Source organism: Gordonia oleivorans (assembly GCF_040044975.1).
Taxonomy (GTDB): Bacteria; Actinomycetota; Actinomycetes; order Mycobacteriales; family Mycobacteriaceae; genus Gordonia; species Gordonia oleivorans.
This window is the reverse complement of sequence record NZ_JBDZDI010000017.1, coordinates 1-13,025: the sequence shown is the minus strand read 5'-3', so window position 1 is coordinate 13,025 and position 13,025 is coordinate 1. Positions and strand designations below refer to the sequence as shown.

11 protein-coding genes are annotated in these 13,025 nt (G+C 68.2%); 8 read left to right on the top strand and 3 right to left on the bottom strand.

Annotated elements, in window-relative coordinates; all coding sequences use genetic code 11:
• Positions 1–23: 23 nt before the first annotated feature.
• Together ABLE92_RS19635 and trmB are read right to left on the bottom strand one after the other, a co-directional pair.
• Positions 24–803 carry an NYN domain-containing protein gene (locus ABLE92_RS19635; RefSeq protein WP_348806470.1) on the bottom strand — a complete coding sequence of 260 codons (780 nt, stop codon included), beginning with the start codon at positions 801–803 and terminating at the stop codon, positions 24–26.
• Positions 800–1,642 (bottom strand): tRNA (guanosine(46)-N7)-methyltransferase TrmB, encoded by an 843-nt coding sequence (trmB, locus tag ABLE92_RS19630; RefSeq protein ID WP_496560829.1) that lies wholly within the window; start codon positions 1,640–1,642, stop codon positions 800–802. Before trmB ends, ABLE92_RS19635 begins: the two co-directional genes overlap by 4 nt.
• A gap of 108 nt (positions 1,643–1,750) precedes the next feature.
• Between trmB and ABLE92_RS19625 the strand changes: the two genes are divergently transcribed.
• The 8 genes from ABLE92_RS19625 to ABLE92_RS19590 all read left to right on the top strand — a co-directional run bounded on the left by ABLE92_RS19625 (position 1,751) and on the right by ABLE92_RS19590 (position 12,204).
• Positions 1,751–2,590: a hypothetical protein gene (locus ABLE92_RS19625; RefSeq protein WP_348806468.1), complete on the top strand. Its 840-nt coding sequence runs from the start codon at positions 1,751–1,753 to the stop codon at positions 2,588–2,590.
• The gene (locus ABLE92_RS19620) at positions 2,587–4,158 is read left to right on the top strand and encodes a hypothetical protein (RefSeq protein ID WP_348806467.1); all 1,572 of its coding nucleotides are present in this window, start codon (positions 2,587–2,589) and stop codon (positions 4,156–4,158) included. Before ABLE92_RS19625 ends, ABLE92_RS19620 begins: the two co-directional genes overlap by 4 nt.
• Positions 4,130–4,558 (top strand): DUF6802 family protein, encoded by a 429-nt coding sequence (locus ABLE92_RS19615; protein WP_348806466.1) that lies wholly within the window; start codon positions 4,130–4,132, stop codon positions 4,556–4,558. The genes ABLE92_RS19620 and ABLE92_RS19615 overlap by 29 nt, the downstream gene beginning before the upstream one ends.
• Positions 4,559–4,801: 243 nt before the next feature.
• Positions 4,802–6,628, top strand: a complete 1,827-nt coding sequence (locus ABLE92_RS19610) for a phosphoenolpyruvate carboxykinase (GTP) (RefSeq protein WP_348806465.1) — start codon at positions 4,802–4,804, stop codon at positions 6,626–6,628.
• Between the two features lie 85 nt (positions 6,629–6,713).
• Positions 6,714–7,736 carry an esterase-like activity of phytase family protein gene (locus tag ABLE92_RS19605; RefSeq protein ID WP_348806464.1) on the top strand — a complete coding sequence of 341 codons (1,023 nt, stop codon included), beginning with the start codon at positions 6,714–6,716 and terminating at the stop codon, positions 7,734–7,736.
• Between the two features lie 94 nt (positions 7,737–7,830).
• On the top strand, positions 7,831–8,856 hold the full coding sequence (locus ABLE92_RS19600) for an ABC transporter ATP-binding protein (protein WP_348806463.1): 1,026 nt from the start codon (positions 7,831–7,833) through the stop codon (positions 8,854–8,856).
• Positions 8,857–8,860: 4 nt separating this feature from the next.
• Entirely contained in the window at positions 8,861–11,413 is a 2,553-nt protein-coding gene (locus tag ABLE92_RS19595) for an ABC transporter permease (RefSeq protein WP_348806462.1), read from the top strand.
• Between the two features lie 92 nt (positions 11,414–11,505).
• Complete coding sequence (locus tag ABLE92_RS19590) at positions 11,506–12,204, top strand: hypothetical protein (protein ID WP_348806461.1); 699 nt, start codon at positions 11,506–11,508, stop codon at positions 12,202–12,204.
• Between the two features lie 322 nt (positions 12,205–12,526).
• On the opposite strand, the gene ABLE92_RS19585 is transcribed toward ABLE92_RS19590, so the two are convergent.
• Positions 12,527–12,892: an HNH endonuclease gene (locus ABLE92_RS19585; RefSeq protein ID WP_496560828.1), complete on the bottom strand. Its 366-nt coding sequence runs from the start codon at positions 12,890–12,892 to the stop codon at positions 12,527–12,529.
• Between the last annotated feature and the right edge of the window lie 133 nt (positions 12,893–13,025).

Here is a 13,025-nt window from a genome sequence, read left to right as displayed (position 1 = left end):
TCCGGCCCTTCGACCGGCCCGACTCAGCGCAGGAGCGCGCTGAGCGGCCGGAACGGTGCCAGCCAGGCGCCGTCGTCGGGCAGTGAATCCAGACCGATCCGCGGCAACGGTTCGCGGAACACCCCGGGGATGTCCTCGAGGTCGACGAACGTCAGCCCCTCGGTCGTCAACGCCCAGCTGGCGTGCTCCCGGAAGCCGATGACCGTCACCGGGATGCCCTCGGCCACGATATCGAGCAACGGTTCGCGGAAGGCCTGACCGTCAGCCGACGCCACGATCAGCCCGGCTAGTCCCACAGTGTGCCTGCGCAACTCGATGTGGTCGAGCATGTCGGCGTCGACGTCGCTGTCCTCGGCGATCTTCGGTTTGGCGAAGACCGCATAGCCGACGTTGCGCAGGGCCTCCACCCAGGGACGCACCACATCGGCGCTACCAGGCACGATGTTGGTGAAGACGGTCGCTTCGGGTTCGACGAGGACCGCGGCCGTTCGCGGCGGTGCGGCGTCGGCGGCACCGTCGGTGGATGTGTCGCGTTCCACGTCTGCGTCGCGATCCGCGCCGTCGGACTCGCCGGTGGTGGTGGCGGCCACCGCATCGGAGATCTCCGCGGTCTGCGCGAGCATCCAGCGTCCCAGCGCGTCGAAGCGTGGTCGGTGCGCGGCGGTGGGACGTCCGCCGAGGATCGCGCCCAGACCCATGTCCATGTTCGGGGCGTCCCAGACCAGCAGCACCCGCGGGGCCGAGGTCTGCCCGGAGATGGTGTCGGCGAATCGGGCGCGGGAAGCCGTGGTGGCGTCGTTCATCGCGTCTCCTCGGGGGATGTGCGTGCAGAGTGATCGGCGGTGGATGCGCGCGGAGCCGGCTTGACGTAGACGAACTCGTTCACCGCACGGCCTTCGACCTCGGCGCGGCCCTCGAATTTCGTCGTCGGCCGTTGCAACGAGATCGGCACCGGATCGGTGGCCGGCACCACATGCGGCGCGTCCGGATTCTGGGTGGCGAGGATCTCGGCGATCCATCGGGCGTAATCGGCGTGATCGGTCGCGATGTGCAGAACACCGCCGTCGACGAGGCGATCGGCCATCAATTCGATGGTGCCGCGCTGGATGAACCGGCGCTTGTGGTGACGGGACTTGGGCCACGGGTCCGGGAAGAACACCCGAATGCCGGTGAGGCTCGCCGGTTCGACCAGTTCACGCAGCACGACGACGGCGTCGCCGCGGATCATCCGGACATTGGTGAGCCCGTTGCGGTCGATCAGACCGAGCAGTTGCGCCAGACCCGGCTTGTAGACCTCGACGGCCAGCACGTCGACGTCGGGTTCCTCGGCGGCCATCGCCGCGGTCGAGATCCCGGTGCCGCTGCCGACCTCCACCACGCGCGGCGCGGAGCGCCCGAACAGCGTGCCGAAGTCCAGCGGGGGTTCCGGCCGGCGTTCGGTGTCGGTGGACAGATCGCGCCCCAAGGTCGGCCACAGGGTGTCCCAGTTGCGTTGCTGATTGGCGGTGAGCGTGCCCCGGCGGAACCGGAAACTGGTCACGCGCGGGTACAGCCGGGAGCGATCAACCTGCTCGCGGGAAGGGTCGAGTGCCCCGCCCGGCGGCGGATCGACGGTGTTGTTCACCGGTCCATCGTCGCCTATCGCCCCGACCAGATCATCCTCGACACCCCTGGCCTGTGAATTCTTCCGTCTCGGACCGGGCGTTCTCGGGTTAGGCTGCGGGCAGGGAGACCGGCGGGGGGAGGTGACATGGTCGAGGGTGACGACGCATTCGTGCGCGCGTTGAACGGCGATCCGACGCTCGTCGACGGTCTCGGGCCGGGCGTCCGCGCGGTGTTCGCCGGGTTGTGCGCCGCCTACCTCCGCCCGCTGGCGATCGCGGTCTCCGGCCGTGCCGGGACCGGCCGTGACACCATGGCCCGCGCACTGCGGGAACGACTGGCCATCTCCGCGCTCGGGCCCGGTGAGGATCCGATGGCCCTCGCCGACGCCGATCTGACCGTGTATGTACTGGTCGCGGGTGTGCGTGACACCGACCGGGCCGCTCTGGAGACTCTGGGACCCGACCGCAGCATCGTGGTGCTCGGCAAGGCCGATACCCACGACGACCCGGATGCGGCCGCGGAACGGGCCGAGCGCATCGCCTCGGAACTCGGGCGGCCGGTGATCGCGGTGTCGCAGCTGCTGGCCTGCGCCGATCTGACCGCCGACGAGGTCGCCTTCCTGCGTTCGAGTGCGCTCGGCGGTGAGCAGATGCCGTCGATGTCGGCGCGGTATCTGCGTGGCGCACCGGGTAGTGCCGAACGCCTGATGCGCCGCACCCTGCTGCAGCGACTGGACCGATACGGTATCGAGACCGCGCTCGACCTCCTCGGTGAGGACGTTCCCGGCGACGCCGGGGCGCTGAATGCCGTGCTGCATCGGCTCAGCGGGATCGACGCGCTGGTGCCCGCGATCGGTGCGCGGGTCGACGATGTTCGTCGACGACGCGCCCGGCATGCCCGTGCCGAGGTCGACGACCTCGCGGCCGCAGGTGCCGACCGTGACGTCCTCGAAACTCTCCTCCGAGTACCGCAGGTGGCGCTGTGAGCGACCTCTATCTCCGGGTCCGTGAGGCCACCGGATGTGATGTCACCGGACGGGATGTCACCGGGCGCGACGGTTCCGGCGGGCGGGCGCGGGCCCGCGTTGTGGTCGCCGGGGCACCCGGCTCGGGGGTGGGTGAGCTGACCGGGGCGATCACCGAGGTGGCCCCGGATCTCGAGGTCACCGGCCACCGGCCGGGTGAGTCGTTGCCGGTGGACGCATGCGATGGCATCGGCGTGCTGGTGATCGATCCGTCGTCGGCGCCGGAACCGGCCGATGTCGATCTCGTCACCCGGCTGCGCACCGAGATCGGCACGGTGGTGCTGGTCTGCGCCAAGATCGACGCCTTCTGGGAGTGGCCCCGCCGGCTACGGGAACATCGTCGGCACCTCGACCCGGACGAGGAGCTTCCCCTGTTCGCGGTCTCCGCGGCCGCCGCGCTCGCGGGCGCGGTCGACGAATCCGGCGTCGACGACCTGGTGTCCTGGATCGTCTCGGCCGGTTCGGCACCGACTGCCGATCGCCGGGAACGGATGCGCACCGGGGCCTGCCTCGGGGCGCTCGATGCGGCACTTCTGGCGGAGACGTCGGCGCGGCCCGAGCCCGCCGACGACGCCGAGACGCTCATGCACCGTCGCCGACTCCTCGTCGCCTCCCGCGACCGGGGTCGCACCGACCGCCTGGCCGCGGTGCGCGCCGGACTCGCCGGGGTGCGTGCGGCGTCGCTGGCCGACGCGCAGACCGGGGCACGGGTTCTGGCGCACGCGGCCACGCAACGGATCGCGCAGGCCGGCCCCCGCCAACTCGCCGATCACCCGGCCTGGGTCGACCAGGAGGTCGCGCGACTGAACGCGCGCATCGGTGCGGTCACCGACGACCGGCTCGACGAGGTCACCGCGACCACGCTGCTGGGAATCGAAACGGGTGACCCCCGCCAACCCGGTGGGCCGTCGGACCGCGCGCGCCCACCCGCCGGCTCCGGATACGGCCCGTCGCCCGTGCCCGGACGGCAGCCTCCGAGTGGTCGTCGCGGTGCCGAGGACGCGTTGGTGGTGCTGCTCGGTGCCTCCACCGGCATCGGCCTCGGACGGCTGGCGGTGGCGCCGATGGCGTCCGTGCACACACTGCAATGGGTGTCGATGCCGCTGACCCTGGTGATCGGGGTCGCGGTGGCGTTATGGGTGGTCGGGGTGCGCCGCGCCGGGGCCCGCCGCGCCGAACTGCGGGCCTGGTCGGCCGAGGTGCTGGCCGAGGCACGGGCCACGATCGAACGAGGCGTGGCCGCGGCCGTCACCGACACCGAATCGCGGTTGACCGGGCAGATCATCCGTCATCACGAGCGGCGGGTTCGGCAGGTGTCCGCCGATGTCGCCGCACTCGACGAACAACTGCGGGGGCTGCGTGCCGAGCGGGCGGGCGCCGACCGGCAGCGCCAGGCGCGTGTCGACGAGCTCCGTCGGCTGCGTGCGACGGCGGCGGCGCGTGTGCAGGAACTGTGGATGGACGGCGCCGCAGAGCCCGACGTCGGAGAGGAGAGACGCGATGGACCCGTTCGTACCGGGAGAGGGTGAGCAGTCCGAGATCGGCGCGGAGCGGATCGATCCGCTGGTCGCCGGCGACGCTCATGGGGATGGCGCGCTCGACGGGGTGGATCCCGTCGCCCACTCCGCGGGGGTGGGCGGAGCGATCCCGGGGCTCGACGATCTCGGGACTCCCGCCGACGATCACCTGTGGATGTACGACGACGGACGCATCTGGGATCTCGGTCCGGCCGACGTCGACACCGACGACGACGGCGTGAAGGACTCGCTGACCCGTACCGGTCCGGACGGGTTGACCGTGTACACCGACCGTGACAACGACGGCCGCGTCGACACCGTGACGCGCATCGGCTCGGACGGGAGTTACCAGGCACACACCCTCGACGACTCCGGGAACTGGGTTCCGACCGACGTCGGTAGGCTGGAATGAAACGACCTCGAGTGTCGCCGACATCTCCGGATTTCGCCAGGGTCTAAAGTCGCTGATTCAACCGAATTTCGCTGATCAGGACCTTTTCCCGGCGGCTTGCGGGATAAGTGAACATGCGGAAATGTGGCATACGCCGCATCTGTTCACCCCGGGACCTAGCGGCCGTTCGGTCGTCGTATCCTGGGCATAAGCCGCCGTACCACCCGGCCGCCGACGACGGTGGCCAACTCCGAGGAGGAGCCCATGACCGCAGCAACCATCCCCGGGCTGGACCCGAGTGAAGCGCCCACGAAACATGCGGGCCTACTGGCGTGGGTCGCCGAAGTCGCCGAGCTGACCCAGCCCGACCGCGTGGTGTGGTCCGACGGCAGCGACGAGGAATGGGATCGCCTCAGTGCGCACCTGGTCGACGCCGGCACCTTCGTCAAGCTCAACGACGACAAGAAGCCGAACAGCTTCCTGGCCAAGTCCGACCCCGCCGACGTCGCCCGCGTCGAGTCGCGCACGTTCATCTGCTCCGAGAACGAGGCCGACGCCGGCCCGACCAACAACTGGGTGGCGCCCGCCGAGATGCGCGCCACCATGACCGAGCTCTACCGCGGTTCGATGCGCGGCCGGACGATGTTCGTGATCCCGTTCTGCATGGGGCCGCTCGGCTCGGCCTCGCCGAAGCTCGGCGTCGAGCTCACCGACTCCGAGTACGTCGTGCTCTCCATGAAGATCATGGCGCGCGTCGGCGCGAAGGTCCTCGACATCCTCGGAGAGGACGGCTTCTTCGTCAAGGCGCTGCACTCGGTGGGCGCACCGCTGGAGCCCGGTCAGGCCGACGTCGCGTGGCCGTGCAACGCCGACAAGTACATCACACACTTCCCGGAGACCCGCGAGATCTGGTCCTACGGATCGGGCTACGGCGGCAACGCGCTGCTCGGCAAGAAGTGCTACGCGCTGCGGATCGCCTCGGTGATGGCCCGCGACGAGGGCTGGATGGCCGAGCACATGCTGATCCTCAAGCTGACCAGCCCGGAGAACAAGGTCTACTTCGTCGCGGCCGCCTTCCCGAGCGCCTGCGGCAAGACCAACCTCGCGATGATCCAGCCGACCATCCCCGGATGGAAGGCCGAGACCGTCGGCGACGACATCGCCTGGATGCACTTCGGTGAGGACGGCCGGCTCTACGCCATCAACCCGGAGTTCGGATTCTTCGGTGTCGCCCCGGGAACCAGCGACGACTCCAACCCGAACGCGATGAAGACCATCGAGGCCGGAAACACCCTGTACACCAACGTCGCCGAGACCGACGACGGTGACATCTGGTGGGAGGGAATCGGTACCGACGCACCCGCCCACCTCACCGACTGGCTGGGTCAGGACTGGACCCCGGAATCCGATCATCCTGCCGCACACCCGAATTCGCGTTACTGCACCCCGATCTCGCAGTGCCCGTCGCTGGCGTCGGAGTGGGATGACCCGAAGGGTGTGCCGATCTCGGCGATCCTGTTCGGCGGTCGCCGCAAGACCACCGTGCCGCTGGTGACCGAGGCACGTGACTGGCAGAACGGCGTCTTCATGGGCGCCACCGTCGGCTCCGAGCAGACCGCCGCCGCCGAGGGCAAGGTGGGCACCGTGCGCCGCGACCCGATGGCGATGTTGCCGTTCATGGGCTACCACGTCGGCGACTACTTCCAGCACTGGATCGATCTGGGCAAGAACGCGGACGCCTCGAAACTGCCGAAGGTGTTCTACGTCAACTGGTTCCGTCGCGGTGACGACGGCCGCTTCCTGTGGCCCGGATTCGGCGAGAACAGCCGCGTGCTGAAGTGGATCATCGGCCGGATCGAGGGCGAGAACGAGGGTGTGCACACCCCGATCGGCATCGTCGCCAAGCCCGACGAGATCGACGTCACCGGACTGGATGTGCCGGCCGCCGACGTCGAGGCGGCACTGAACTTCGACGAGGACGAGTGGCGTCGCGAGCTGCCGCTGATCGAGGAGCTCTTCGAGTTCGTCGGTGAGAAGCTGCCCACGAGCCTGCAGGACGAACTCGATCAGCTCAAGCAGCGTCTCGGCTGATCACTCCGCGTGTCGGCTTGACTCTCATCAAACTCTCAAGAGTGGGTTGAGCTGATCGGCTGACTCTGCGGTATCGTTGCCCCCTATGAGGATTCGCTCGTGGGGGGCAGCGTTCGTTTCGGCAACCGCAATCGCGGTGTCGCTGAACGCGGGTGTGGCCGATGCCGCACCCGCGCCGGGATTCTCGGTCACATCACGGTACGTCGATACCGAGATCGCGCCTGGGATACCGACTTTCGGTGCCATCTCAGGAATGGACCGGATCGGCAACGGTGATTACGCGATGATCTCCACCGACGTGGGACGAGCGGGCCCGGCCCGGTTCTACACCGAACACATCAATTTCTCGGCCGGACTCGGCCAACTCGGGGTCCCGGCACTGACCGGTGGCGGCACCGTGCTGGGGCCGGGCAACCTCCCACTCCTTCCCGGTGCCGCGCAGTTCGAGGGCATCCGCAAGCTCGGTGGTGACTACGTGGTGGTCAGCGGCGGGAACCAGGAATTCGTCCGCCAGATCGGATCGATCGGTACGTTCGTCCGAGACCTGCCGCTGCCGTCGGCGTGGCGGCCCACCAGCAAGGCCGGGGTCAACGGACAGCGTGGCCTCACCGGGGTCGCGGTCGGCCCGCGCGGACAGATCAGCGTCATCACCGCCGGGGGACTGCGTCAGGATCCCGCGAACGCCGCCCGGCTGCTGACCTTCGGCGCCGGCCGCACGGTGCCGCAACGGGAGTTCGTCTACCGCACCGACGGTGACAAGGTCGCCGCCGACGTGATCGCCGTGAACGACACCGATTTCCTGGTGCTCGAGCGCGGTCGTGGGCGTGTGACACGTATCTACTGGACCACCACCCGTGGCGCCGACGCGGTGACCAACAAGGCGAAGCTGGCCGGCAACGAGAAGGCCATGCCCAAGACGCTGATCTTCTCCACCGATCCCGTGCCCGGCCTGGTGACCGGCAACATGTCGGGAATGGCTTGGGGCAACTGGCTTCCCGACGTCCGAGGTCAGAACTACCGGGCGCGGATGCTCTACGTCGTCACCAACAACATGTTCAACGGACCGACGCGTGTGCACGCCATCGAGGTCCGCTTCCCGCGCCGCTGACACCGGCGACGGTCAGACAAATGGTGTACCCGGACGTCCAGTTGGGGGAAACCCCTGATGGCCATTGCGGGCGCAACCTGGCACCGTGGTGGCCATGACATCAGCGCACGCAGAATTGACGCAGCCGAGTGGCACCGCGGTGGCCGCCGGGGCGGAAGACCTCACCAAGGTCTACGGGACGGGCGACACCGCGGTGCACGCGTTGCGGGGTGTGACGATCGAGTTCGCCAAGAGCGAGTTCACCGCCATCATGGGCCCCTCGGGCTCGGGCAAATCGACGCTGATGCACTGCCTCGCCGGACTCGACGAGGCGTCGGGTGGCCGGGCCTACATCGGAGACGTCGCGCTCACCGGGCTCTCCGACAAGGAGATGACCAAACTGCGGCGGGACCGCATCGGATTCGTCTTCCAGTCGTTCAATCTGGTGCCGACCCTGACCGCGGCCGAGAACATCACCCTGCCCCTCGACATCGCCGGCCGTGACGTCGACCGCGAATGGTTCGACACCGTCGTCGGCCGGCTCGGCATCGGTGACCGGCTCGGACACCTGCCGACCGAACTGTCCGGCGGACAGCAGCAGCGCGTCGCCTGTGCGCGTGCGCTCGTCGGGCGGCCCGACATCATCTTCGGCGACGAGCCGACGGGCAACCTCGATTCGCGCTCCTCCGGCGAGGTGCTGTCGATCCTGCGCGCCGCCACCGACGAATTCGGCCAGACCGTCGTCATCGTGACGCACGACCCGCGGGCGGCGTCCTACGCCGATCGCGTCGTGTTCCTCGCCGACGGCAACATCGTGCGAGAGCTGACCCGGCCCACCGCCGACGACGTGTTCGAGGTGATGCGGCATCTCGACGACGATCACTTCGTGACCCCGGAGACTCCGTCCGTGACCCCGGAGACTCCGTCCACGACCGACGATGACCGGCCCGGGCCCGTGCTCTCCAAGACTCTCTCCGAGGAGCCGGTGGCCGACGCCGGGGTGGGTCGGCATCAGGCCTCGGATCAGGGCTCCGATACCGCCGAACCGGATTCCGACGACCCGGATTCCGGAGATCCGGATACCGATCCGGACACCGGCCCGGACACCGCCGCGGGGCGCGGCCGGCACGAGGCCCGCTGATCCGATGGCCTCATCATCGGTGATGCGCAAGGTTTCCCTGCGAAACCTGCGCGCCCACAAGCTTCGTCTGGTCCTCACGGTGTTCTCGATCGTGCTGGGTACCTCGTTTGTTGCCGGGTCGATCGTGTTCACCTCGACCATCTCCCACGCCTTCAACTCGATCTTCGACAACGCCGCCCCCGGCGTTTCCGTCCAGGTGACCCCGGAGTCGTCGACGTCGGCCGGGGTCCCCGACAGTGTGGTCACCGACCTCGAGAACCGCCGGGAGGAACTCGGGATCGGCAAGCTGGTGACCAACCAGTCGGGACTGGTCACGCTGGCCGGTGCTGACGGTTCGGCCATCCAGTCCGGTGGGGCGCCGAGTGTCGGTACCGCCTACATCCCTCCGGGACAGGCGATCTCGCCGGAGACCCTGTTGCCGGGTGGTCGGGCGCCGTCGGGGCCGAACGAGATCGTCGTCAACTCCTCGGCCGCCGACACCGGTGGGCTCAAGGTCGGATCGAAGACCAAGGTGGTTGTCGGACAGGGAAATTCCCGGCCGATGGACGTGACGGTCGTCGGTCTGCTCGATCTACCCACCGCCACCGGCGGATACGTCAACGTCCAGTTCGATCAGGCCACCGCCGCGACACTGTTCTCCGACGGTTCCCATGTCTCCCTGGTCGACATGACCGCGGCGTCCGGGGTGTCCGATGACGAACTCGCCGACCGGGTGCGGGCGGTCCTGCCGGCCGACGAGTACAAGGTGCGGACCGGTGACCAGGTGCGCCAGGACCAGAAGGATCAGGTCAACGAGTTCCTGACGATCTTCACCGGAATCCTGTTGGCATTTGCCGCGATCGGACTCATCGTCGGCACGTTCATCATCTACAACACCTTCTCGATGATCGTCGCCCAACGTAACCGGGAGCTCGCCTTGCTGCGCGCCATCGGCGCGAGTCGTCCGCAGGTGTCGCGATCGGTGCTGTTCGAGGCGTTCATCGTCGGGATCATCGGCGGGGTGGTCGGGCTCGGCGTCGGCATCGGGTTGGCCGCGATTCTGAAGGCCATCATCACCTCCACATCCGGATTACCCAGTGGCTCACTGCAGGTCGGGGTGTGGGCGGTGGTCGCGGCGATGTTCGTCGGCGTCGTGGTGACGATGATCAGTGCGTGGGTGCCGGCGGTGCGCGCGTCGCGGGTGTCGCCGGTGGAGGCGATGCGCGCCGGCGTCACCGAAGGGTCTGCGCCACTGCGCAATCGGACGCTGGTCGGGATCTTCTTCCTGCTCGTCGCCATCGGCACGATCGCCTGGGGTGCGCTCGGTGAAGGCCTGCTGCGGGCCGTGGTGGTGGGTGTCGGCGCGGGTGCGGCGATCATCGCCACGGTCCTGGCCGGGCCGGCGTTGGCGCGGCCGATCGTCGGCGCCCTCGGCCGGGTCATCGGCGCGCCGTTCGGCACGGTCGGACGCCTGGCCCGGACGAATGCGGTGCGCAATCCGCGTCGATCGGCGGCGACCGCCTTCGCGCTCACGCTGGGTCTGATGCTGGTCGCGGTGATCGGCACTCTCGGGAGTTCGTTCAAGGGCACCGTCGACGAGGCCGTCGACAGCGGTGTGCGCGCCGACTACATCCTGGTGGGCAGCAACAACCTGCCCGTTCCGGAGTCGGTCAGTGCTGCGGTCAAGAACGTTCCGGGCATCGCGGAGGAGGTGTCGTTCGGGATCGTGACCGCCCGGATCGACGGGGAACGGCGGTCGGGGTACGCGGCCGTCGGCGGTGATCTCGCCGCCGTGTCGGTGGTGAACATGCTCGACGGGGCGTCGGATCAACTACCCGCCGACGGCATGTTCATCAGTGAGCGGACCGCCCTCGAACGGGGCTGGAAGCGCGGGCAGACCCTCACCTTCACCTCCGCGACCGGCGCGGATGTCCCGGTGACGATCGCCGGGGTCTACCAGGACAACGAGGGCCTGCAGCCGTGGATCGTCGGCGAGAAGGTGTACGACGAGGTGATGCCTCCGGCGAGTCGCACCAGCATCGTCGTGTTCATCACCGCGGCGCCGGGCACGAACCTCGACACGCTGCGCCGCGACCTGGAAGCCGCCACGAAGGATTATCTGACCGTGCAGGTGCAGAGTCGTGAGCAGTACAAGAGCAGCATCTCCACGCAGATCGACCAGATGCTCGCGACGCTGTACGGCATGCTCGGGTTGGCGTTGCTGATCGCGGTGCTCGGGATCGTGAACACGCTGGCCCTGTCGGTGGTCGAACGGAAACGTGAGATCGGCATGCTCCGGGCCATCGGCACTCTGCGCAGTCAGATCCGGCGGACGATCTACATCGAGTCGGTCCTCATCGCGATCTACGGCGCCGTTCTCGGTGTGGTGCTGGGGTCGGTCATCGGGTGGGCGTTGGTGCGCACCCTGGCGCGCTGGGGTCTCGGCGACCCGGTGTTGCCGTGGTCCTTGATGGGATGGACGTTGCTGGCGTCTGCCGTCGTCGGCGTGTTGGCCGCCCTGTGGCCGGCGGTCCGGGCGGCCCGCACGCGGCCGCTGGAGGCGATCGCGGAGGGCTGACCGTCGATGATTCCCTGCTGATCGGGGGTGAGGCGTTCGGGTGATCGACATGGGTGGCGGATCGGCTGCCGGGGATTTGGCACAATCGGCCCATGAGCCAGCCACCCGGAGAACCGCACGATCCGCGCATACCACCGCAGACACGCGCCTTCGAGCCTGACCAGAACCCTGCCGAGTATCCCGAGTCGGGCTATGTGGGCGCGGGACAACCGGCATACACGCAGCCGGCCTACACACAGGGCGCCTACACCGCGGGGCCGTATGCGGGGGGACCCGGCGGACCTGCCGATCCCGATGGGTCGGGCGGCGGCGGGTCGGGTGGCGGTGGTCGCCGCACGCTGTATCTGGCGTTGGCGGTCGTTGCGGCGCTCGTCATCATCGTGGTGGCGGCCGTACTGATCGTGCGGAGTTCGGGTGGCGATGAATCATCCGCCGCTGCGTCGAGCACGACGACGGTGTCCAGCGAACGCCCGTCGTCGTCTACGACGACCACCACGACGGAGGAGACCACGACGACCACGGAAGCGGCCTCGGGGTCGGTGGTGTATCAGCTCACCGGCAGCGGTGATGTCGCCGGTGTCCGTTATCGCGCGGGCACCGACTTCGCCATCGACCCGGTGACGGCGGCACCGTGGAGCAAGGCCACGCGGGTGGGCGGCGGCACCGCCGAACTCACCGCGGTCGTGCTCCGCGGCCCGGTGACATGCACGATCCTTCAGGGCGAGGAGTTGTTGACCTCGAACACCAGCAACGGAGGCCTACTCCGTTGCGTCGCAGACCTTCCCAACTGAGCGGACCCAACTGGGACGCGCTGGACCGAATCCGATTGCCGCAGCACTCAAATGCCTGCTCATCGTCGGACCCAGGTCCAGATCAGTTGTCACTGTGGAGTTGTCAAGGTACCGATGCGGTCCCGGCCGGAGCCGGGTGCGGGTTGGTTGGTCTGTTGTTAAGCGTGGGCTTTATTGGGCGCTGGTAGTGCCCCTAACCAGCTGGTCGATCCGAGCCCCATTGCCCGTTGGTCGAGCCCCTCTGCCCGTCGGTCGAGCCGGTGAGGAGCGCTAGCGACGAGCCGTGTCGAGACCTCGCAAGGCAAGGCTGTAGATCGAATTGTCATGCCACACCCGGCAATCCATCCAACGTCATGGTCCTGCGGTGATAGGACCGCAGCCATCGTCGTTGTGGGTCAACACTTTTCGGTGGAATCAACCAGGGGTGGTGATCGGCTCCCATGACGACGTCCCATCCGTTATGGTGGACGGCGTCATGGCAGGCCGTGCAGAGCAAAGCGCCGTTCTCCAAACAGGTTTCGCCACCGTCAATCCAATGGATGATATGGTGCGCCTGGGTTCGTGAGGGCGGCGCTCCACACTTGATGCACCCTTTGTCTCGGTGTGTCAGCGCTCGTCGTTGGGCCCGGTTGAACAATCGGATGGTCCGTCCGAGTGACAGGGGTACCTCGTCTTTGCTGACGATCATGACGCCGACGGTGGCGTCGCAGCACAGTTTGCGGGCGGTGGCTTCGGTGACCGATCCCATGAACTGCAGGGATGCCAATGAGGGTGTGCCGGTGGGGATGGTGAGGTTGACCAGTTCGGTGGGCATCCGTGGC

Excerpts from the sequence above, each read along its gene's own strand:
- ABLE92_RS19635 (WP_348806470.1), bottom strand. The coding sequence starts at position 803 with ATGAACGACGCCACCACGGCTTCCCGCGCCCGATTCGCCGACACCATC.
- ABLE92_RS19625 (WP_348806468.1), top strand. The coding sequence starts at position 1,751 with ATGGTCGAGGGTGACGACGCATTCGTGCGCGCGTTGAACGGCGATCCG.
- ABLE92_RS19615 (WP_348806466.1), top strand. The coding sequence starts at position 4,130 with ATGGACCCGTTCGTACCGGGAGAGGGTGAGCAGTCCGAGATCGGCGCG.
- ABLE92_RS19610 (WP_348806465.1), top strand. The coding sequence starts at position 4,802 with ATGACCGCAGCAACCATCCCCGGGCTGGACCCGAGTGAAGCGCCCACG.
- ABLE92_RS19605 (WP_348806464.1), top strand. The coding sequence starts at position 6,714 with ATGAGGATTCGCTCGTGGGGGGCAGCGTTCGTTTCGGCAACCGCAATC.
- ABLE92_RS19600 (WP_348806463.1), top strand. The coding sequence starts at position 7,831 with ATGACATCAGCGCACGCAGAATTGACGCAGCCGAGTGGCACCGCGGTG.
- ABLE92_RS19595 (WP_348806462.1), top strand. The coding sequence starts at position 8,861 with ATGGCCTCATCATCGGTGATGCGCAAGGTTTCCCTGCGAAACCTGCGC.
- ABLE92_RS19590 (WP_348806461.1), top strand. The coding sequence starts at position 11,506 with ATGAGCCAGCCACCCGGAGAACCGCACGATCCGCGCATACCACCGCAG.
- ABLE92_RS19585 (WP_496560828.1), bottom strand. The coding sequence starts at position 12,892 with ATGATCGTCAGCAAAGACGAGGTACCCCTGTCACTCGGACGGACCATC.